The sequence below is a fragment of the Rivibacter subsaxonicus genome (genome assembly GCF_004217215.1).
Taxonomy (GTDB): Bacteria; Pseudomonadota; Gammaproteobacteria; order Burkholderiales; family Burkholderiaceae_C; genus Rivibacter; species Rivibacter subsaxonicus.
The window spans coordinates 197,945-218,818 of sequence record NZ_SHKP01000004.1 but is presented as its reverse complement, the minus strand read 5'-3'; the positions used below and the strand labels follow the sequence as shown (position 1 = coordinate 218,818).

The 20,874-nt window shown below is 66.8% G+C and carries 15 protein-coding genes and 1 tRNA gene; 6 read left to right on the top strand and 10 right to left on the bottom strand.

The features are described 5' to 3' along the window. Window positions 1-245: 245 nt before the first annotated feature. Both EV670_RS01030 and EV670_RS01025 read right to left on the bottom strand, forming a co-directional pair. The gene (locus tag EV670_RS01030) at window positions 246-473 is read right to left on the bottom strand and encodes a hypothetical protein (RefSeq protein ID WP_130429964.1); all 228 of its coding nucleotides are present in this window, start codon (window positions 471-473) and stop codon (window positions 246-248) included. Window positions 474-533: 60 nt separating this feature from the next. Then, complete coding sequence (locus EV670_RS01025; protein WP_165393193.1) at window positions 534-839, bottom strand: DUF2917 domain-containing protein; 306 nt, start codon at window positions 837-839, stop codon at window positions 534-536. 91 nt (window positions 840-930) lie between these two features. Here EV670_RS01025 and EV670_RS01020 point away from each other — a divergent pair, with 91 nt between their 5' ends. The 5 genes from EV670_RS01020 (at window position 931) to EV670_RS01000 (ending at window position 7,149) form a co-directional block, all read left to right on the top strand. Then, the gene (locus EV670_RS01020; RefSeq protein WP_130429962.1) at window positions 931-1,899 is read left to right on the top strand and encodes a LysR substrate-binding domain-containing protein; all 969 of its coding nucleotides are present in this window, start codon (window positions 931-933) and stop codon (window positions 1,897-1,899) included. A 162-nt stretch (window positions 1,900-2,061) separates the two neighbouring features. Then, a complete protein-coding gene (locus EV670_RS01015; protein ID WP_130429961.1) occupies window positions 2,062-4,137 on the top strand; it encodes a lytic transglycosylase domain-containing protein in 2,076 nt (691 codons plus the stop codon). After that, window positions 4,134-5,084: a complex I NDUFA9 subunit family protein gene (locus EV670_RS01010; RefSeq protein ID WP_130429960.1), complete on the top strand. Its 951-nt coding sequence runs from the start codon at window positions 4,134-4,136 to the stop codon at window positions 5,082-5,084. The genes EV670_RS01015 and EV670_RS01010 overlap by 4 nt, the downstream gene beginning before the upstream one ends. A gap of 109 nt (window positions 5,085-5,193) precedes the next feature. Beyond that, the gene (locus EV670_RS01005; protein ID WP_130429959.1) at window positions 5,194-5,892 is read left to right on the top strand and encodes a glutathione S-transferase; all 699 of its coding nucleotides are present in this window, start codon (window positions 5,194-5,196) and stop codon (window positions 5,890-5,892) included. A 30-nt stretch (window positions 5,893-5,922) separates the two neighbouring features. Further along, a complete protein-coding gene (locus EV670_RS01000; protein ID WP_130429958.1) occupies window positions 5,923-7,149 on the top strand; it encodes a multifunctional CCA addition/repair protein in 1,227 nt (408 codons plus the stop codon). 27 nt (window positions 7,150-7,176) lie between these two features. Here the strand turns inward: EV670_RS01000 and EV670_RS00995 are convergent, their stop codons facing one another. Both EV670_RS00995 and EV670_RS00990 read right to left on the bottom strand, forming a co-directional pair. After that, complete coding sequence (locus EV670_RS00995; RefSeq protein ID WP_130430870.1) at window positions 7,177-7,539, bottom strand: DUF1428 domain-containing protein; 363 nt, start codon at window positions 7,537-7,539, stop codon at window positions 7,177-7,179. Window positions 7,540-7,594: 55 nt separating this feature from the next. Beyond that, window positions 7,595-7,689 (bottom strand) — tRNA-Met (locus EV670_RS00990). Between the two features lie 523 nt (window positions 7,690-8,212). On the opposite strand from EV670_RS00990, the gene EV670_RS00985 reads away from it, so the two are divergent. Then, window positions 8,213-8,920: a hypothetical protein gene (locus EV670_RS00985; RefSeq protein WP_130429957.1), complete on the top strand. Its 708-nt coding sequence runs from the start codon at window positions 8,213-8,215 to the stop codon at window positions 8,918-8,920. 135 nt (window positions 8,921-9,055) lie between these two features. On the opposite strand, the gene EV670_RS00980 is transcribed toward EV670_RS00985, so the two are convergent. From EV670_RS00980 to EV670_RS00955, 6 genes are all read right to left on the bottom strand, one after another. Beyond that, window positions 9,056-9,763 carry a hypothetical protein gene (locus tag EV670_RS00980; protein ID WP_207224973.1) on the bottom strand — a complete coding sequence of 236 codons (708 nt, stop codon included), beginning with the start codon at window positions 9,761-9,763 and terminating at the stop codon, window positions 9,056-9,058. Window positions 9,764-9,858: 95 nt separating this feature from the next. Next, window positions 9,859-10,467, bottom strand: coding sequence for a hypothetical protein (locus tag EV670_RS00975; RefSeq protein ID WP_130429955.1), 609 nt, complete (start codon window positions 10,465-10,467; stop codon window positions 9,859-9,861). Between the two features lie 353 nt (window positions 10,468-10,820). After that, a complete protein-coding gene (locus tag EV670_RS00970) occupies window positions 10,821-11,696 on the bottom strand; it encodes a phospholipase D-like domain-containing protein (protein WP_130429954.1) in 876 nt (291 codons plus the stop codon). 10 nt (window positions 11,697-11,706) lie between these two features. Then, the gene (locus EV670_RS00965; RefSeq protein WP_130429953.1) at window positions 11,707-13,902 is read right to left on the bottom strand and encodes a hypothetical protein; all 2,196 of its coding nucleotides are present in this window, start codon (window positions 13,900-13,902) and stop codon (window positions 11,707-11,709) included. Between the two features lie 12 nt (window positions 13,903-13,914). Further along, entirely contained in the window at window positions 13,915-18,117 is a 4,203-nt protein-coding gene (locus tag EV670_RS00960; RefSeq protein WP_130429952.1) for a DEAD/DEAH box helicase, read from the bottom strand. Further along, entirely contained in the window at window positions 18,101-20,596 is a 2,496-nt protein-coding gene (locus EV670_RS00955; RefSeq protein ID WP_207224972.1) for a hypothetical protein, read from the bottom strand. Before EV670_RS00955 ends, EV670_RS00960 begins: the two co-directional genes overlap by 17 nt. Between the last annotated feature and the right edge of the window lie 278 nt (window positions 20,597-20,874).

Sequence of the window (20,874 nt, the reverse complement as noted above, 5' to 3'; positions counted from 1 at the left end):
GGGGGGGCGGCCGCGGCGCCGGCCCGGCCCTCGGTGCGGGGCGGGGGGGGGGGGGGGGCCGCGGCCCCCCCCCCCCCCCCCCCCGCCGCCCGGCGGCCTGCGCGACCCGGGCCCGAAGGGTGATCCCAGGAAACTGCGGCCCTCCGCGTTGCAAAGCTCGCCGGGGGCCGACCCCGGCTGCGCTTTGCGCCTTGACGGCCTTTGTTTCCTGGGTCACGCGAGCCCTCCGGTAGCGTTAACAGGCCCTAGGCAATCAATCGAACCGGATTGGCGCCCGCCGCGCCCTCGCCCTGGGCGAGGGTCGACGGGTCGTCGCCGGTCATGGTCAGGCCGACCACCACACCGCCCAGCAGGGCGGCGGCGATCAGTGCGCTGGCCAGCGCCGAACCGATGCGGGTGTGGCGCGGCAGGATCGGAGGCTCGCGATGCAAGTCGGCGGCTGGCCGGGCTTGGGCATTGACGCAGGTGCTCATGGTCGACTCCTTGGCTATGGCTCGGCCCGCGGCATGGGCTGCCGCGAACCCTGGCCCACGCTAGGCTTGGGGCGCCGCTTCCAGCAGCTCGAAGTCGGCGCTCGGCCAGCCCTCGGCCACGACCGAGACGCCGGGCGCCAGCGCCACCGCCTCGCCGGGGCGCAGCCACTCGTCGGCGGGCAGTCCGCGCTGCTCGGCCACATGCAGCGCCCGATCCCGGGTCAGCCACAGCCGACCACCGGCCAGGCGCAACCAGCGCGGCTGGGCCGACGGCGCCAGGCGCACCGCCCGACCCGGGTCCAGATGCCACAGCATCCCGGCAGCGGCCATGGATTGTTGCGGTTGGTGCATCATCAGAGTGCTCATCATCGGCTCCTGAAACGGCGGTTGGTGAGATGAATCTTCCTTCTTGGAGGGGGCCCGGTCCAATGACTTCGCATCACCTGATCAATACGCGATGAACATCAATCGGATGCGACATCGGCCGCTGGCCATCGGCCCGCTGCGGGCCTTCGAGGCGGTCGCGCGGCTCAACAGCTTTCGCGCCGCGGCAGAGGAGCTGAGCCTCACCCAGCCGGCGATCAGCCGCCAGATCCAGTCGCTCGAGGAGGAGATCGGGGCCCAGCTCTTCAGCCGCGGCACCCGCCACGTGGCGCTCACCGGCGCTGGCCGGCTGCTACTGCAGACCGCGCGGCCGACGCTGATGCGCCTCGATGCCACGGTGCGCGAGATCCGCTCGGCGCGCGGGCGGCGCATGGTCAGCGTCACGACCTTCGCCTCCTTCGCCTCGCTGTGGCTGATCCCGCGCCTGCCGGCCTTCGAGCGCGAGCATCCCGACATCGACATCCGCATCCTCGCCACCGATCGCCTCGAGGCGCTCGACCAGACCGAGCTCGACGTCGCGCTGCGCTTCGGCGAAAGCAGCGCGGTGCCGGCCGGCACGGTGCCGCTGTTCGACGAGGTCGTGACGCCGGCGATCAGCCCGGCGCTGGCGGCGCGCATCGCGCAGGGCAGCGCACCGCCGATGGCGCGCGCCGCCGACCTGGTGGCCCACACCCTGCTCGAGGAGGACGACGTACGGCCGAGCGCGCGCTACCTGCGCTGGCAGCACTGGCTCAGCCGCCACGGCGAGCCGACGCTGGAGCCGCGGCGCTGGCTGCACCTCAACTTCACCCACCAGCAGGTGCAGGCGGCCGAGGAAGGCCAGGGCGTGACGCTGGCCCGGCTGGCGCTGTCTTCCGAGGCGCTCGACAGCGGACGCCTGGTCGAGCCCTTCGGCGCCGATGGCCGGCTCGCCGTGCCCTGCGCCTACTGGCTGGCACGCGGCGAGCCCGATGTGCAGCGGCCCGAGGTCGAGGACTTCCTGGCCTGGGTGCTGGAGCAGGCGAGCCGGACGCGCGAGCGGCTCGCGTGCACGAACTCATGAGCTAGTGTGCTGTCCCACAAGTACCTGCCCATGAAGGCGCGCCTTCATTTTGTGCAGCTACCTGCGGGTCAGCACACTTGTAGAGACCTCCAACAAGGCCTGCGCGAAGCGCTCCGTTACAGTGTTCTCGACCCACAGCTGTTGCCCCTGCGCCAGAACAAGATGAAGTCGTTGCTGCGCCGCCTCCTTGCCTCGTCCTCGCTGGCCGCGATCGCGCTGAGCGCCTGCCTGGCGCTGCCCACGGCCGCCGCGCCGATCAACGTCTCCGACGCCAGCCGCGCCACGCTGCTCGACGCCCGCGAAGCCCTGCGCAAGAAGGACCGCGCGCGCCTGGCCGGCGCCGTTGCGCAGCTCGGCCCGCAGGATCCGCTGGCGATGTGGGCCGCGTACTGGGAGCTCGGCAACCGCCTGCCCGAGGCGGGCCAGGCCGAGCTCGAGGTCTTCTACGCGCGCTGGCCCGGCACCTACGTCGAGGACCGGCTGCGCAACGACTGGCTGCTCGAACTCGGCAAGCGCCGCGACTGGGCCAACTTCCGCGTCGAGTTCCCGCGCTTTCGCATGAACGACGACCGCGAGGTCACGTGCTACGCGCTGCTCACGCGCCACCTTGACGGCGAGGACGTACGCGCGCCGGCACGCGAATCCTGGTTCGCGCAGCGCGAGGCCGACGACGGCTGCACGTTGCTGGCCCAGACGCTCTACGAGGCCGGCCAGTTCAAGCCGGCCGATGCCTGGCGCAAGGCGCGGCTCTCGATCGAGGCCAACCGCAAGACGGCGGCGCGCAACGCGGTGGCGCTGGTCGATGCCGACGCCGCGGCGGCGGTGGGCGATCTCTACGACCAGCCGCAGCGCTACCTGGCGCTCGGTGGTGGCAACGGCAAGAAGGGCGGCAAGGGCGCCGGCACCGCGCGTCGCGCCTCGGCCGAGGACGCAACCGCGCAGCAACTCGCGGCGCTGGCACTGGTGCGCCTGGCGGCGAGCGATCCGGCCGCCGCCGCCGATGCAATGGACAGCCGCTGGGCCGCGAAGCTGGCGCCGACCACCGCCGCCTGGGTCTGGGCCGGGATCGGCCGCCAGGCCGCGCAGAAGCTCGATGGCGGCGCCAGCACCTACTACCAGCATGCGCAGACGGCGGCGCGCTCCACCGACCCCGAGCTGAGCGACGAGACCCTGGCCTGGGGCGTGCGCGCGGCGCTGCGCGCCAACGATGGCGCCGGCCGCTGGCAGCAGGTGGTGCAGGGCGTGGGCGCGATGAGTGCTGCCGAGCAGCGCGATCCGACCTGGATCTACTGGAAGGCACGCGCGCTGCAGGCGCTCAGCGCCGACAGCCAGGACAGTGCGGCGCTGGTGGCGCAATCGCGCGAGCTGCTCAAGAGCATCGCCAGCCCGCTGCACTTCTACGGCAAGCTCGCGCTCGAGGACCTCGGCCAGCCGCTGACGCTGCCGGCGCGCCCGCCGGTGCCGAGCACCGAGGAAAAGCGCGCCACCAGCGATAACGCCGGCCTGCAGCGCGCGCTGGCGCTGATCGCGATCGGCCTGCGCAACGAGGGCGTGCGCGAGTGGAACTACTCGCTGCGCGGCATGAACGACCGCGAACTGCTGGCCGCCGCGCAACTGGCCTGCGAGCGCGGCGTCTGGGATCGCTGCATCAACACCAGCGAACGCACCCGCGAGCAGGTCGACATGGCGCAGCGCTTCCCCACGCCCTACCGCGAGGACGTCGTCGCCAACGCGCGCGAGTCCGGGCTCGACCCGGCCTTCGTCTACGGCCTGATCCGCCAGGAGTCGCGCTTCATCACCGACGCGCGCTCGGGCGTTGGCGCCTCGGGCCTGATGCAGATCATGCCGGCCACCGCCAAGTGGACCGCGCGCAAGCTAGGCCTGTCCTACACCCAGGCCCAGATCGACAATCCCGAGATGAACCTGCGCCTGGGCACCGGCTACCTGCGGCTGCTGCTCGACAGCTTCGAGGATTCCAAGCCGCTGGCCACCGCCGCCTACAACGCCGGCCCGGGCCGGCCGCGCAAGTGGCGCGAGGGCCCGGTGCTCGACGCCGCGGCCTGGGCCGAGAACATCCCGTTCAACGAGACGCGCGACTACGTCAAGAAGGTACTGTCCAACAGCACCGACTACGCAGCGCTGATGAGCGGCAAGCCGCAGTCGCTGCGGGCCAGGCTCGGCGATTCGGTCGGCCCGCGCGTGGCGCCGCTGGCGCCGGCGGAGAAGGAGCTGCCATGAGACTTCTGGTGCTCGGCGGCACTGGCTTCGTCGGCAGCGCGCTGGCCGCGCAACTGGTGACGCGTGCCGGCGGCGGCGACACCCAGATCGTGGTGCCGAGCCGTCGCCCGCCGCGCCACAAGGCGCTGGCCAGCCTGCCCGGGGTGCAACTGGTGCAGGCCGACGTGCACGACCCGGCCGCGCTGGAGCGCCTGCTGGCCGGCTGCGACGCGGTAGTCAACCTGGTCGCGATCCTGCACGGCAGCGCGGCCGAGTTCGAGCGCACGCACGTGGCGCTGCCGCGCACGCTGGCACAGGCGTGCGTGCAGACCGGCGTGCGGCGCGTGATGCATCTGAGCGCGCTCGGCGTCGGTCCACAGGCACCGTCGAACTACCTGCGCAGCAAGGCCGCCGGCGAGGCGGTGCTGCGCGAGGCCGGGCTCGATCTGACGCTGCTGAGGCCCTCGGTGATCTTCGGTGCGGGCGACCGCTTCCTGAACCTGTTTGCGAGCCTGCAGAAGTCCTTCCCGCTAATGCCGCTGGCCGGCGCCGATGCCGCCTTCCAGCCGGTCTGGGTGGAAGACGTCGCACGCGCGATCCTCGCCTGCCTGGACGACCCCTCCACCATCGGCCAGACCATCGAGTGCGCCGGCCCCAAGGTCTACCGGCTGGCCGAACTGGTGCGGCTGGCCGGCGGCTGGGCCGGCAAGGCACGGCCGGTGATGCCGCTGCCCGACGCACTGGCCCGGCTCGAAGCCGGACTGCTCTCGCTGTTGCCGGGCGAGCCACTGATGAGCGCCGACAACCTGGCCTCGATGAAGGTGCCCAACGTGGCCAGCGGCGATCTGCCAGGGCTGGAGCGGCTCGGCATCCGCGCCACCGCGCTCGAGGCGGTGGGGCCGGGCTACCTCGGCGCGCTCGGCAGCACCGAGCTCGACGCCTACCGCGCCGCCGCCCGGCGCGGCTGAGCGAGCCCGGCGCGCGCATCACTGCGATGCGCGATCCTCAACCCTGGCGCAGGCGTGCTCGCCTAGCATCGCGCCACGGGCGGCCGCGGCGCCGCGAAGGAACAGCGAGATGCAACTGGTGATCGGCAACAAGAACTACTCCTCGTGGTCGATGCGGCCCTGGGTGCTGATGCGTGCGGCCGGCATTGCCTTCGACGAGCGCAAGCTGCGTTTCGGCAACGGCTTCGAGACCGACGGCGAGTTCAAGCGCCAGGTCGCCACGCTGAGCCCGGCCGGCCGCGTGCCGGTGCTGGTCACCGACACCGGCCTCGCGATCTGGGACACGCTGGCCATCGCCGAGACGCTCGCCGAGATGCATCCGCAGCTCGCGCTGTGGCCGGTCGATGCGGCGGCGCGCGCGCGCGCCCGCAGCATCTGCGCCGAGATGCACTCGGGCTTCACGACGCTGCGCAACCACTGCCCGATGAACATCGAGGCCGCGCTGCCCGAGGTCGGCGCGCGCCTGCTGGCCACCGAGCCCGGCGTGGTGGCCGACCTGCAGCGCATCGGCTCGATGTGGGAACAGCAGCTCGAGCAGCATGGCGGGCCCTGGCTGTTCGGCGCGCGCTTTTGCATCGCCGACGCGATGTATGCGCCGGTCTGCAGCCGCCTCAAGACCTACGCGCTGCCGCTGCCGCCGGCCGCCGCGGCCTACGCCGGGCGCGTGCTGGCGCATCCGGCGGTGGCCGAATGGATCGCCGGGGCGCTGGCCGAGCACGACTTCGTCGCCGTCGACGAGCCCTACCGCAGCGCGCCACTGCCGGCCTGAGCCGGACGCGGCGCCTCCTACACTGGCGCCATGGAACTCTACGAAGTCGGTGGCGCGGTGCGCGACGCCCTGCTCGGCCGCGCGGTCAACGACCGCGACTGGGTCGTCGTCGGCGCCACGCCGCAGCAGTTGCTCGACGCCGGCTACACGCCGGTCGGGCGCGACTTTCCGGTCTTCCTGCACCCGCAGACGCGCGAGGAAGTGGCGCTCGCGCGCACCGAGCGCAAGAGCGGACGCGGCTATCACGGCTTCGTGTTCCACGCCGCACCCGAGGTCACGCTCGAGGACGACCTGGCCCGGCGCGACCTCACCATCAACGCCATCGCGCGCGCTGCCGACGGCCGCCTGGTCGACCCCCACGGCGGCCGGCGCGACATCGAGCAGAAGCTGCTGCGCCATGTGTCACCGGCCTTTGCCGAAGACCCGGTGCGCATCCTGCGCGTGGCGCGCTTCGCGGCGCGCTTCACCGAGTTCTCGGTGGCACCGGAGACGATGGCGCTGATGCGCACGATGGTCGAGGACGGCGAGGTCGACGCGCTGGTTGCCGAGCGCGTCTGGCAGGAACTCGCGCGCGGCCTGATGGAAGCGATGCCCTCGCGCATGTTCGAGCTGCTGCGCGAGTGCGGCGCGCTGGCGCGGCTGCTGCCCGAGGTCGACCGGCTCTGGGGCGTGCCGCAACGCGCCGACTACCACCCCGAGGTCGACACCGGCGTGCACCTGATGATGGTGCTCGACATGAGCGCGCGCCTGCAGGCGCCGCTGACGGTGCGCTTCGCCTGCCTCGGCCACGATCTCGGCAAGGGCACCACGCCGGCCGAGGTGCTGCCGCGCCACATCGGCCACGAGGAACGCAGCGTCAGGCTGGTGCGATCGATGAGCGAGCGCCTGCGAGTGCCGACCGACTGCCGCGAACTGGCCGAGGTCGTGGCGCGCGAACATGGCAACGTGCATCGCAGCGCCGAGTTCGGCGCCGCCGCGACCGTGCGCCTGCTCGAACGCTGCGACGCCTTTCGCAAGCCGAAGCGCTTCGACGAGGTGCTGCTGGCCTGCGAGTGCGATGCGCGCGGGCGACTCGGCTACGAGGCCAGCGCCTACCCGCAGGCGGCGCGCCTGAAGGCGGCGCTGGTGGCGGCGCAGTCGGTCGACACCGCGTCGATCGCGGCCGCGCAGATGGAACTCGGCAAGAGCGGTCCGGCGGTCGGCGAGGCGATTCACGCGGCGCGCATTGCCGCCGTCGAACCGGGTCTTGCCGCCTGAGAGGCAGGCTGCCGGGCGCCGCGGCGACTACATCTCGACGAGGCCCTTGAAGCCGCCCCAGAACATGCGCTTGGCGTCGAAGGGCGCGGCCTTCGGGTCCATCATGCTGGCCAGGCGCGGATCGCTCATCACCTTTGCGTTGACGCTGTCGCGCTGGCGGCGCGACTTGTAGACGATCCACGAGAACACCACCACCTCGTCGGCCTTGAGCTTGACCGCCTGCGGGAACGAGGTGAGCTTGCCCGGCTTGACGTCGTCGGCCACGCACTCGACGTACTCGAGCGCGCCGTACTCCATCCAGATCCTGCCGCACTTGCGCGACATGCGGCGGTACGCGTCCAGGTTCTTCGTCGGCACCGGCACGACGAAACCATCGACATAGCGGGCCATGCGGATCTCCTTGCGGGTACGCAGCAAGCTGCGGCGGCAACGGGTCGGAACGCGGTGGTAGGCCGTGCTGGGCTCGAACCAGCGACCAAAGGATTATGAGTCCTATAACTTCGACTTTTTAGGACTTAATCCGTTATGAATCAACAGCTTAACATGGTCAATGCTTGCACATCAAGCTGCACACGTCCTGTGTGTGCAACGGTTTTGCACACGATTCCGACAGTGTGCGCATGGATCAGCGCCACGCTGCGATAAGAACGCGAAAGTCGCGCAATCGAGCTCAGATCATTGAAGAGACACACGCATAACGGCCCTGGTGACTTACTCGTACCCCACCCTCTCCTGCTTCAGCCGCGGGCCGCGTGCTGAGCGGTTCATCCCCACCCGCGTGGGGAACGCGGCAGCGCCGAAGATCAGATGGACGGGCTTGAGCGGAGGGGGACGGTTTCCCCGTTCCCTTCCCTTGAGGTGGGACTAGTTCATTCATCATTCGCGAGAGGGGCGGCTTCCCCGTCCCCTCTCTCTTTCTATGAATGGCGAGTGTGTGTTCGTGCTCTAGCCCGGGGCCATGCACCCGAGAGCAGGCAACGAGTGGCTCCAAAAGGGGCCACACTCTCATTGCTCCCAGACGGGCGCGCCACAATGGCTCTCAATACAGCAGAGACCATTCGAAATGGCCGATGAATCCGCCAAGCCCACGCCCGACGAGCACGCCAAGGCTGTCGAACACCTGAAGGCCGACGAGCTTGCCCGGCTTGCGCGAATCGAGGGCAAGCTCGGCGTGCCTCACGGTTACTACCAGTCGCTGCTCGAGAATGGGTCGGACTGGGAGTTCGCCATCAAGCTGGTCGTGCTGCTGGAGGCCGCACTCGGCGCCGTGATTGCGGCGAAGCTTCAGAACGATGTCATGCGGGAGCACTGCGACCGCCTGAACTTGGTTGGGCGCACGGGAAAGCTCGACTTGGCGGTCGGACTGGAAGCGCTCAAGCCAGTTGAGGCAAGCTCATTCGCGATCCTGGCCGAAGTGCGCAATCGATTTGCCCACCGGGTGGAGAACATCAACTCGAACCTTGAGACCTTTGCCCGGAGCCTTCCCAAGGGAGACCTGCCGCGGTACTTGCGCACTGTAATGATGGTGCCCAAGGAAAGTCAGAAGGAAGTCGAGTTCCTGTGGGCGAGCGAGCACGCGCCCAGGCTGTTCCGCCACGTTCTCTGGACCGGCGGTTCAATGGTCTTGGACGCCCTGGCAACACAGGATGCGAAGGCCGAAGCAGAGGCCAAACGTCGAGGCTGGTGGACGTCCGGCGCGAAGCGACAGTGGACGCTGAAGGACCTGTTTGAAGTCGGGCATGCGTCGGCGACTAACGATACGAAGAAGTAGCAGTACGGGCGGCGGCATCGCGCCGCCGAATCGCAGCGGACTATCGGCAAACCGTCGAGCGCGGTCCGCAGCGCCCCTTGTTTCCCGCCCGGCCAAAGCTAGCGGGTAATGCTCAATGCTGCCCCTACGCGGAGGTCACGGCTGGAATTCGTGCAGCTGCGTCACGCGGATGACATCCGCCGCCGGCACGGCCTGGCGCAGCCGCGCTTCGGACTCGTAGAGGTGTGCATCCGGGCGGATGGTTCGGTGATAGTGGCTAAGCACAGCCATCGCCATCGGGTGTTGGGCCTCCAGCACAGCGCCGGGTAGCGAGACCTCAACGACCACGGGCTGTCCAATGGCCTCCAGCTTGGCGGCCACGGATGAGTCGTTCTTCAGCGGCATGAAGACAGCCTCACCGCCGAAGTATCGGTAGAACGTCTCCGTTCCCGACGTCTTCGCTAGCGACCGCGACAGGCAGGCCCACACCAGGCCGTTTCGATGGCGACGCTGCCCACCTTGCACGAAGTACTCATGCCACGCAACCTTCATCTCCGCCAGTTCGGTCTCGGTAAACCGGTCCCCAAAAGCGGCGAGAAACTCGGCCTGATGCGTCTCCACGTCCGTCGGACGCAGGCCACGCGCGACGAAGAACCCAGGCACGGGTTCCTTCGTGCTGTGGTAGCCGTGGATGCGCTGCTGGCTCAGGTGCGCCTCGAGCTCGTCCGCAATCGCGCGGACGGCCGTGTGCTCCAGGACCGAGTCCAAGAACTCGTGCATTCGGAAAAGGGCTCTGTGCGCGACTAGGCGCGAGGCCAACCCGGCGGGCAGGGCGTCTGGAGATTCGAGGCGCAGGGGCAGCATGACAGGCAGTGTCCTTCACTGGCCGACATATTTCCTCCGGCCACTACGAACCTCAATGATGGGCCGTTCGTCATCGATGGCTCGTGGACGTGAGCTCACACCGCTTCCTGCAAGTAGGGATGACCGGCTAGTTGCGCGTCCACGGCTTCGACTGCGAGGCGACGCTTCTCTTGCTGGGAGTTGCGGCCGGCGAGCCAGTCCGGGACAAGCGCCCCTTGAGCCTTGGCGTGGATCACGTGGACGAAGCGGACCCCCATGCTGTCGTAGCTGACAGCATTGACGGCCCGGGCTTCGCCTCGGGCGCGCCCTACTTGCTCCCTGCAGAACTCGATGTAGCGAGCCTCGTTGCCCAACAGAACGACAAGCTTGGTGCGGTCCGGAAGGTCACGCAGGAATCTTTCCACGCAGTTCTTCGCGACCTGGGCCGTGAGGTCGCCTTTAGCGAACTTCTGCAGGATGGCATTGCCGGACTTCGAGTACTTTTCCTTTTGCGGGTCCCATTGGGCAACACTGCACCGGATAAGGGACCCGAAACCAAGGCGTTGCTCACCTACTCTGATGCAGTCATCGATAGGGCGAGCCAAGAGGCGCAGCGACTGGAGAATAGCGGCGAGCTGCTTTCGCATGCCATTGAATGCGATGCCATCAAACGCCAGACCAGCCTTCGACTGGTTTACTCCCTTCGAGAACCCAAGAACCAGCACGCCAGGGCTTGTTGCGCCGAAGGCAGCAGGAGAATTTTCGAGGCACCACCGTGAACCGTCAGAGTTGCTGAACTCCCACTGTGCGTCCGTTCCTGGGAGGCAGCGTCGGCAAGCGATATAGCCGTGAGACGGGAGTGCCATAGTCGCCAGAGAAGTTTGAGTCATAACGTTCGAGTTTCATCAAGACCGGCGAAAGCTTGTCAGCGGGAGAATCGGGAACCGGCCACCTCGAAGGACAACATCCTTTGCTGGACCACCGCACCGGCTCTGGTCAGCAGCGTCGTACGCCGGACACCAGCACCGCTACGGACGCCACGGCCGACAGTACGCAGCCATCGCGTTCGAGGCGAGGCCTACATCCACGGCGTTGCGGCCGCCAGGACCGCATCGACGACCTCGGCCACGCCGGTCGCTGCTCGCCCCTCCAGCACCACGCCCATCTCCATCGAGTGTTCCAGCGAGGCGGCCGTCACGTTCGACGAGCCGAGGTAGGCTGCGCTCCTGTCGCACAGCACCGCCTTCGCATGGAAGGTCTCGCGCCCGCCGTCCATGCGCGGAATCGAGTAGTTGAAGACCCGCACACCCTGCGCCTTGATCCACGGAGAGATGGCGTCGAATCCGAACGGGTAGTCCTTCCGCGTGTTGTCTTCCAGGCTACGAAGAATCAGGGTGCGGTCGACGCCCGGCGACGCGTACGACAGCAGCTGCTGCAGCCAGGCGGCGCCCGTGCTGTCAAAGAACGGCGTCATGACAACCACACGTCGCCGGGCCGCTCGCACCATGCCGTGGAAAGCGTGCTCAGTGGCCTCGAGTTCGGCAGTTCGCCATCCCAATGCCGAGAGCTTCTGCTCCAACACGCTGGGCCGCGGCGGTCTGGTGAGCACCACCTGCGCCACAGTTGCGTCGCGATGCACGGACGACCGGTAGTGCTCCACGGCATGGAGGGCGAAGGCTAGGCGCGGGAATCGCTCGTGCGCTCCATTGCGTGGCCTGAATCCCGCGGGCGTCGACTCCACGAGCCCCAAGCGAGCTGAGCGCTCGAGCAGCCCCTGAGTCGCACCTTCTTCGGTCACGTTCAGTTGCGCTGCGTCGATGAGCGAGCGGGCTGACTGCACCGAGCCGGCGGGCAGCTCTACCCAGGCCTCCAGCAGCGTCGCGGCGAGCCCGGCCTTCTCAGCCATGCCGGCGATGACGGTCTGCTCGAACGCGGTCAACCTCTGGGTCGCCATCGCGGAACACCTACGGCTTGACCGTGTCGAGATAGCCGCGAATCGGCGTGCCCCGCTTATCGAGACGAGGCCTGCCCCCGATGGACCGCAGAACCGACCGCGAGAGCAGCTTGTTGCCGGCAATGCACGATGTCTCCGGCATCATCACGCAGTCAGGGCAGGCGCCGCCGCGCTCTGTACAAAGTGAACCGGTACCGCATTGCGTCGCCTTGGAGCTGAGCATTGCGGTCAGCATCGCCGGGCCGGAATTGCGCCAGAGTGCAGACAGGTTGCCCAGGTCCATCGTCGTGCCGTTGCGATAGACCACGAAGGCGAGGTCAGCCGGGAAGATGTACTCGCCGAGCGAGCCTAGGTCCAGGCCGGAGTACTCCGACAAGTGCTTCATCAGCAGGTGCGAGTAGCTGTGGAGCAGGGTGTACAGGTAGTAGTAGACCGGGGGCGTCGTGGTCTCAGGCAGGGTGTCCAGGAACGGACTCATCGGCTGAGCCGCACCCAGCAGGCCGGCGCCAATCTTCTCGCCCCCGTTCAGGGTGAACATGTCCGGGCACTTCAAGGTGCGCAGCCATTCGAGAACGAGTTCTTCCTTGAGCCGCACATAGATAGCCTCATTACCCTGCTGCACCACGTAGACGGGAAACCGATAGCTGTCGTTTTGCTTCACCGGCGGAAACAGGTTGAGGCGAACCGGCATGTCCATGCCCCGTTTGTCCCGCAGGATGGGCGTCGACTCCATGCGCGAGTAGCCGAAGCTGAACCGACACAGGTCGAACTCCCGGATGAGGCCCATGTCTTCCAGACCGAGCTTGTCTAGCAAGGCACGCGTGGCGCTTTGCACCTGGTCCGTCTTGTCCTTGTCTTCTGGCGCAAGGTCTTCGTCCAGCCGGGTGAAGGACACATACGGCTTCTTCCCGTTGGTCCGCGTCTCCACGTCCAAGCGCGTGCTCTTGAGCGCCGCATGTTCGACGGCCAGGCGGAAAGGGTCGAACTTGGACGCGAACGCCGACTGCCTGTTCTGAAGATTCGAGACGACAGCTACCGGAAGCTCCACCTTGGGCAGCAGAATCTGTCGCCGGCGAAGGTCCTCCAAGATTCGCTGCCGGCTGGTATAGGCCATCTCGATGGCACCCTTGAGCGTAGTGCGCATCGGCTCGGCGAAGCCCTCGAGCGTGCGAATCTGCTCCACAGCGGCCAGGTAGTCCGCCAGGTCCTTGACGCACTCCGGCTTGCCCTTGCAGGACTTCTGCACGTCCTCATCCGTGATGGGCTGCGCGGCAAAGCCATACTGCTTGGCCACGAAGTCTTTGAGTTCTGCTTCCCGTCCAGGACGCAGCCGAGTCAGCAACTGCTGGCTGCCATCCTTGAAATCGATGAACAGGTCGGACTTGACGTAGTACGCGCTCGACGCGCGATAGGGCGTCGCCTGCATCCGCACTTCGGTCAGTCGGTCCGGTCCCATCGCCGGTCCGAGAATGCGCAAGGTGTCGCGGTCGTTCTGCAGCCATTTCGGTGACAGCGGCTTGTCGCAGGCGGCGCACTCGAAGAACCAATCGCCGATGCCGGCAGTGCGCCGATTCAACCTGAACAGGTAGCTTCCGCAGACGCAGTTGTCGCGGCGCTTGACGACCTTGGCATCGCGGTCGCTCCAGTGCCATTGGCCCGGAAATGCTGCCTCCCAGTGACCGGACCAATGCACGAAGACGACATCGAGCTGCTCCCAGTCGCACTGACCCTTCTTCTTAGGATTGGGGCAGCGGTCGGGCGTCAGGTTCTCGAGATTCTTATCCAGCTCTGAGAGGGTCTCGTAGTCCTGGAACATTCCACAGGTCCGGCACACAAACGTCAGCGGCGCCGGCGTGTACTCCATGTGCGAGGGCCGGCACAGATAGAAGCGGTCCTGCCCCGGCAGCTGGAACTCCGACCTCGTCGGGTCAAGCAGCACCTGGTCGACGCACTGCGCCGGCAGGATGCGCGGCTTCGTCGGGTCGCCATCACGCGCGGACGAGGCGGTGCTGAACCAGGCACGCCCCAGTTCGTTCATCCGCTCGAACACCAAGTCGATGGTGGACTCCGAGAGCTGGACTGGCTCGCCGGCCGAAGAGCGGGCAATGCAAGCCCCCATTCCGCCTTCGAAGGTGAAAAAGCTCTCTGGGGCGTAGGCCGTCGCGAGCTGGTTGCGCGATCGGTTCATCGTTTTGGCTTTTGCCATCTCGTTTCTCCCTCAGCTCCGCGCTTCTGTCGCGCTATCGGTCGAATCGATGTCGGCGCCGGAGCCTCGCCGAATGAAGGTCATCGCCCGCGCTGTCATTCCGTCTCCCACGCGCTTGTACGACGCATCGGCACCCGACTCGTAGATAAGGCCAGGCTGGTCTACGTCGCGCAGCGATGTCATTGGCCGCAGGAGGCTGTTGCGCGCAGCAAAAAACTGAACCAGGCGAGTGCTGTTCACCAGGCGGTCGACACCCAGGTCCTGCTGGTAGTGGGTGAGCTGGCTCTTGAGCAGCGAGCGGTAGTAGTTCTTCCCTTCAGGCGACGGCGAGAAAGAGAGCCCGAGCGCCTTCTCCATGAACGCCTCAGTGGCCTTCATGTGGGCTGGAACGGCCAGGAAGTCGCGCACGTCGGGCGCCATGGCAAAGGTGGGGCTGTTGCGCTTCTTGTCGTCATCCGCCGCGCACAGGCGCTCGATGGCGTTCATGCCGCACACATACTCCTGGAAGAAGCTCGGCATCACCCGCACCAGCGCCTTCTCCGCCCAGCGGTCCACGGCCGCCGGCAGAATCATTCGCTCCAGGAATCGGTGGAAGATGTCGTGAATCTCGAGCACAAACCGGTCGCGATACCGCTGCGGCACGGGCACCAGCAGCGAGAAGCCGACGTGCGTTCGGCCCACCCGTGACGAGGCCTGGATGTACTCCGCGATGTCCGACGGGATGCCCGCGAAGAACATCGCGTTGAACTCCTCCACGTCGACGCCGTGCGAGATGGCGGAGGTGGCAATGACCGACCTGAGGGTGTCGTTCAGTTCCGGGAAGGGCTTGTTGACCCCAACGCGGGTCTCGGCCCGCCGGACAATGTCCTGGATGTCAGCGGCGGATACCGCTCCCGAGATGAGTTCCGAGCTCAGGGCCTGGTCAGCGTAACCCTCGGCCTGGTGAAGCTTCTCGAACTGAACCTTTTCGGTATCGATGACCTGGTCGCCACCTTTCTTGTTCGTTACGTAGGTCAGGGCGATGCGGTGCAGGTCCACCAGCGTCAGCAATGTCGCGGCATCCGCGCTCGCCAGGAGCCGGACGAACTGAGCCCGCAGCGGCCCAGGAGACACCCACCGAATCAGTTCGTTGCGGGCGGCCTCTTCCTTGGTCGGGTCCTCGCTGCGCAGGCGCTCGTACAGGCCGGTGAGCATCGCGTGGTAGTGGCCCAGAACTGAGGCCATGGCCACGGTATGGCGGTGTCCGTTGGTCAGGACCGAGGCGTAGACGCGCGCCCAGTGGCTGCGCAGCTCCACGTCACCCGCAGGAATGGCCGCGCGCTCGATGTCGTCAGACGTAGCGTCGGGCTGGAGGGGCGTTGCGTAGAACGAGTCATAGAGCGTGGGCCCCGGATACGGGAACTGGACCGTGTTGTCGCGCTGGTAGAGGTTGCGCATCTGCCGCTGCGGCTCGCTGACCGTGGCCGACGCGGCAATGACCTTGATTTTTCGACGGACCGTCGACTCGGGCTCGTACGAGAGATGGCCCTTCAACAGCGGCGAGAGTTGGTCGAGCGCCGCTTCCAGTGCAGATTCGAACAGACCCGAGAACGTCCCCAGGGACTCGTCCAGCAAGTGGGCCTCGTCCTGGATCAGCAGGGCCGGAAACGGGTCGAAGAACCTCTTTTCGCCTGAAGCGAACGCGGGGAACAGCGCGCGTGTGCCAGCGCCCGGGTGACCATCCCAGTCCTTGGGCTTCATCGGTACGTACAGGCGCTCGCTGCCGGTCTCGACTAGCGGCGCAAACCCAAACATTCCGAAGAACTTGCGGATGGTGCCCTGCGACTGACCAATGGCGGCGAGCTTGTCGACCGTGCCCAGGAGGACGGACGGAGCTAGGTCGTAGATGTCCTCATCGACTATGTAGAAGGGCAGCGGCGTGGGCTTGGCGAACCGGGCGTTCCAGGAGCACTTGTCCTTCGGGGCCGTGCAGTAGTGCCCCATCCCGTTGGCACCCGTGCCTGATTGACGGCGCAGCGCCAAGAGGCTGCCGTCCTTGTTGCCACAGAACGGGCACGAGGACAGCTTCAGCCAGCGCTCGCGCGCGCTCTTGTAGGGCTGGACATCCTTGTGCTTGGCCTCCGCACTCGGGGCGACTTCATCGTCGCCGGGCACTTCGGTGTAGCCGTCCTCGGAATGCCAGTTTGGCGTGTTGCTGCCTCCAACCCAGAACCCGAGCGAGAACGGCTCGCCGGTATGCCCGCGCGTGTGTCGGACCTCCTCGGCAGCGCCCATCGTCGCGAAGGTACGGCGCGCTTGCTGCAGGGTGAGCAGGCGCAACGGGTAGCGCATCAGGGCCGACACGCCTCGGTGCTTTCCCCGCAGACGGTCGAGGAAGAGCACGAATGCCAGCAGGCCCAGGAACGCCTCGGACTTGCCGCCGCCGGTCGAGAAGTACAGCAGCGTCACGGCGTTGGCGTGCTTGGCGACCTCGGGCGTGTAGTAGCTGTGGAACTCCGGAATGCGCGTCGCGAAAGCCGGAATGGACGCCAGGATGAAGGCAAGCTGGAACAGTCGCCACTCTTCATAGCCCTTTGACTTGCCCACCTTGGCCATAGCGGCGTTCATCGACACCCAGGCTTCGAACGGCATACCTAGCGGCGACTTTTGCACACCAGGTCCGCTCCAATTCGCGCGGGACTTCTCCAGGATGTCAAGACCGCAGCGGATGGCACCCAGCTCACGGCGCCACGCCGCGAGGTCCAGGTACAGCTTCTCCTTCTCGGCCGCCCGCTGCACTGCCGCATTCGGTCCGTCGAGGCCCAGGTCCACCGGACGCCGCTCGACCTTGGTCAGCCATGCCTCGTAGGCGGTGACGAGCGGCTCTAGGCCGGCCAGGCAGTCGGGTTGCGACAGCTTTTCGATGTTGCTTACCACGGCACCATCGGTCGGGATGATGCGGGGCAGCACGTAGCGCGGCGCCCAAGTCGTGGACAGACGGTGCAGTGCGCCATCGACAGTCAGGGTGATGCCACCGTTGAACCCCAGCGCCGGGTATCTGAGGTACTCGTTGTACCGATAGGACGGCTTGACGCGGTCTAGGCGCAGGAACTGGTGATCAGCCGCCGGCACCGCCGTGGTCACCGAGACCTGGAAGAGCGATGGCTCCAGCTCCTTGAAGTTGGTCTTCGTGAGCGGAGCTGTCCAGTTTTCGAGCGCCACGTGGACAGTCATACGGGTCTCGTCGACCGGGTCCGGCACCGCCTGAACGACCCAACGCAACTCAATCTGGGGCACGATGATTGCGAGGCTCGAGGCGCGTACCCGTTCCAGATAGCGCTTCCAGTCCCGCACATCGGATGGCCGGACTCGCGTTCGCCGGTACCCCCACATCTTTCCGCCTGTTGCTGGGTCGGAGCTAGCCGCCCAGTCCGCGAGCTGCTTGGCGATGACCTCGTTCAGCGCATCAGTTGCCTTGTTTGCGTCAGCGCCGGCTGTGGTCGGCGTGAACTCGAAGGAGGGCATGGTGAGCTCGAGCCGGAGCCACTTCGGCGGGGGAGGAATGTCTTCAGCCAAGCTGTCAGGGGTGGTCAGGCCGACGGCAACCTCCTGGACCGGGCGGGACTCACCTTCCTCGCCGCCTTCGTCGCTGCCACTTTCGGCGCCATCGGTCTCCGCATCTCCCTCCACCGGCGCACGGTCCAGACGGTTGTCGAACGGCAGGCCTATCGACTCGTACACTGCCTTGCGGGCGTCATAGCTCTTCGCGGCCCACTCCGGGTGCGTCTTGCCGCCTGGCAGCTCAGTGACGAGCTTGCCTAGCGCATCCTTGACCTTGCCACGGATGTCGGCGCGAGCCTCTCGCGTCAAGGGGAACGTGGCTTCCAGCCGTCCCCCAGGCTTCACATCGTCCTCGGTCGGCAGAATGCGGACGTACACGGCGCCGGTCAACGACACGCCCAGCTTGGTGCCTGTGGCAGCCGAGCGAACCTGGAAGTCCATGCCATGTGCACTGATGCGGATGGGGTCCGCCTCCTCGTCGCCGCCGCGCTCCTCGGGCGGCATCGGTACGATGAACTCCGACATCAACGCTGAGCTCGGCTTAGCCCCGTAGATGACCTTGTAGAAGTCACCTCGGCCGGCGAGCCGTGCCGACAGTCCGTTGATCAAGCTGTCGACAACGGCCTCTTTGTAGGCCGGATGGATGTCGCGGGGATTCCTACTGAGGATGGGCACTTGTCTCTCCCTTCTTGGTTGTGGTCACACGCGCCGGGGGCGGCACCACTCGTTCGACTCGATAGACGCAGTGCAACGCCTCCTGCTGCAGTTGCCGGATTACCTCTTCGGGCACCTTGCGGTATATCGCGGCGCTCTCGGGCTGGAACAGAATTTCGGCGTATCGGGCGACCAGCTCCCGCCCCAGGTACTGGTTCAGTCGCCGCGCATTGCGCACGAAGCCCCAGTGCTGCTCAGCCGCCTCGTCGCTGATGCCCAAGGCCTTGCAGAAGACATTGAAGTACTTGGAGTCCTTGGAAGCGTGGGGCCGCGTGTCGTCCTTTGCCTGCAGGGCCAACCAGTAGTACACCCGGCCCGGCCGGCAGTCCGCGGCCTTCGGGTCCAGCTCGACCATCCGCGCGTGAATCTCTCGCGCCAGCGCCGACCGCTTCGTGGACTTGAACATCAACGCGCAGCGCCTTTGAACATCGTCGTGGTACAGCTTGAGCAGCATGCGCACCGGGTCCACCACGGAGCTGACCCCTTCACTGTTCAGCTGTAATGACGACTCCAGCTTGGCGCGCAGCTCGTCGCTCATGTCGAAGACGAAGTCGCCAGGCTGGATAGCGCTTGCGGCCGCACGGCGGAACGGAGGATCTTCGTCGGGCACGTGGCGATACACCCAGCCAGAGGCATATGCCCGGCCGCCACCTTCCAGCTCAAACTTGTAGTACGCCTGCTCGCCGATCTGGCCGTTGTGGCCGTTGCCGTCAAACTTGAACGTGAGGGGCATCTCACGGAGCTTGCTGATGACCAGCGGGTTCGGCACCTCCGCAAGGCGCCGCTCCAGCTCCTGGGCCAGCAGACCGATGCGCCCGCGGTAGGCCTTGAACGCGTCCAAGTCCTTCATGCTGGTGAGCGTAGTGAGCGTGGATTCGGCCTGCCGATAGGCCACCAGCACGGCGGTTCCGTGCGGCACTTCCGGATGCGTCACCAGTATGCGAAGCGCGTCTGGATTGATGCCGACAAAGGTGAAGTGCTTGCCTTTTCGGTCGCCAGAGAGCGTCTTGCCCACGGCGGAGAGCGTGTGCCACTCGATACGCGCTTCGGCGGCGACCCAATCCGCCCCCAGCTTCCGCTGCAGAAACCGATGCGCCAGCAGCACGTACCGGTTGCTCGGCAGTACCAGCGAGATGCCTTGTCGGCCGGCAACTGCGTGCTTGCGAACTTCGGCCAGCATGCGAGATGCCATTGGCGTGGCATCGTTCCAGTCGTCGAGAAGCTTCTCGGCTCGCGCGATTGCTCGTTCAACGGAGTCGCGCACCGGGTTCAACGAGCCCGAGTCGAGCGCTGCGGCGAGTTTGAGCTTTACAGGTGTCCAGGCGTTCTGCTGGCTGCTGTAGTCGCCTTCGCCGGCCTCTGCCGACGTCGCTGTGAGGTCGGTGTATCCCGCCGGCATGTTGGACAGCCGCAGGATGTACATGCAGGCCTCGAGCAGTGCCTGGTAGACCGGGCTCTCCTCGTTGCCGGCCGCCGACGTCAGACGTTGGAACGCCAGCGCAAGCTGGGACGCGTCCCGGTCGACGATGCTCACGCTGAAGTTCGAGTTGCTGCGCTGAGCGGGCTGCCAATCGGGAGCTACCGGGTGTGCCGAGAGCAGCACCTCCTCGGATTCGGCGGCCCAGACCCTCGTTGAGATCGTGCTCACGGAATCGCGAATCTGCGACCGCAAGATGAAGAAGGTCTTCGGGTCGTCCGTCACGATGACTGCACCCGTGTCGGACAAGCCGTGCTCTCGTGTAAACATCAAGAAGTCGGGGATTCGCTGGACCGCGGCGAAGTTCGTGCGCCTCGCGGCGTCCGTTGCGTCCAGCAGCAAGACTTCCGGACGACCCTGGCCCTTCAAGGTCTGGGCAGCCAAGGCTGTCCGCCACGACTCCTTCTTCGCCGTGTGGTGCATCACCATAAGGGCGCCTGGTGCCTTGTCGGGGATGTCCCACTCGAGGCTGACCCTCTGACGGAGGTCGCGGCGAAGCGCCAGGCGTCCGACCTTTGCGAGGGTGCGTTCCAGGGGGTTGGAGGTCGTCGTAACCCAGGCTCGCTTGGCGGGGTCAAAGACAAACGTCGGAACGAGCTCTGCGAGAGAGGGGTTTGGAGCCGCGGGCGTGTGCTGTGTAAGGTCGTTCAGCGCCCATAAGGCGCCGAGGAACGCCGGCGATGAAGTGCACGACTCCGCCCCGAATGCGCCGCTCGGCTGCTGCACCCACAAGGTCCGGTAGAAAGCGCTCAAAGCCTCGCGGTTGGCGAGCACGCTGTGCAGCGGCGCGCGGCAGGCATGCGTGCCCGGATAGAGCAAGGTGCGGACGCCGCGGAGATCCCTGGCGAAAACGCGCTCGACGTTGGCAAGCGCATGCAGCAACGGCAGCGCCGTGACCTTCGCCGGCCAAACCAGGCACAGCGTCACACCACCCTGGTCGGCGGCCGCGAGCACCGTGCTCACGAGCTCTTTGGTCCATGGCTGCGCAGCCGCTGCCTCGTTGGTTGTCCGTGATTGGTAGGTCAAGTGGGCATTGCCGGTGCGGATCTGCGCCCACGGCCGCTGTGGACGCACCGGCGCGGGCGGCTGGGGAGGGGGTGTCGGCACTCCGCGTGGCTTGGCCGACGACTGCTTCCCTCCCACGGGCTTAGTGGCGTACCTGCGAGCCCGTTCGGCTTCCTTCTCGCGGGCCTTCGCTTGGTCTGCCTGGCGCGCTGCCAGTGATTTGAACTGAGGCATTA

What these genes read in the sequence shown, in the direction of transcription:
- EV670_RS01030 (WP_130429964.1), bottom strand. Translation starts at nt 473, where the DNA reads ATGAGCACCTGCGTCAATGCCCAAGCCCGGCCAGCCGCCGACTTGCAT.
- EV670_RS01025 (WP_165393193.1), bottom strand. Translation starts at nt 839, where the DNA reads ATGAGCACTCTGATGATGCACCAACCGCAACAATCCATGGCCGCTGCC.
- EV670_RS01020 (WP_130429962.1), top strand. Translation starts at nt 931, where the DNA reads ATGAACATCAATCGGATGCGACATCGGCCGCTGGCCATCGGCCCGCTG.
- EV670_RS01015 (WP_130429961.1), top strand. Translation starts at nt 2,062, where the DNA reads ATGAAGTCGTTGCTGCGCCGCCTCCTTGCCTCGTCCTCGCTGGCCGCG.
- EV670_RS01010 (WP_130429960.1), top strand. Translation starts at nt 4,134, where the DNA reads ATGAGACTTCTGGTGCTCGGCGGCACTGGCTTCGTCGGCAGCGCGCTG.
- EV670_RS01005 (WP_130429959.1), top strand. Translation starts at nt 5,194, where the DNA reads ATGCAACTGGTGATCGGCAACAAGAACTACTCCTCGTGGTCGATGCGG.
- EV670_RS01000 (WP_130429958.1), top strand. Translation starts at nt 5,923, where the DNA reads ATGGAACTCTACGAAGTCGGTGGCGCGGTGCGCGACGCCCTGCTCGGC.
- EV670_RS00995 (WP_130430870.1), bottom strand. Translation starts at nt 7,539, where the DNA reads ATGGCCCGCTATGTCGATGGTTTCGTCGTGCCGGTGCCGACGAAGAAC.
- EV670_RS00985 (WP_130429957.1), top strand. Translation starts at nt 8,213, where the DNA reads ATGGCCGATGAATCCGCCAAGCCCACGCCCGACGAGCACGCCAAGGCT.
- EV670_RS00980 (WP_207224973.1), bottom strand. Translation starts at nt 9,763, where the DNA reads ATGCTGCCCCTGCGCCTCGAATCTCCAGACGCCCTGCCCGCCGGGTTG.
- EV670_RS00970 (WP_130429954.1), bottom strand. Translation starts at nt 11,696, where the DNA reads ATGGCGACCCAGAGGTTGACCGCGTTCGAGCAGACCGTCATCGCCGGC.
- EV670_RS00965 (WP_130429953.1), bottom strand. Translation starts at nt 13,902, where the DNA reads ATGGCAAAAGCCAAAACGATGAACCGATCGCGCAACCAGCTCGCGACG.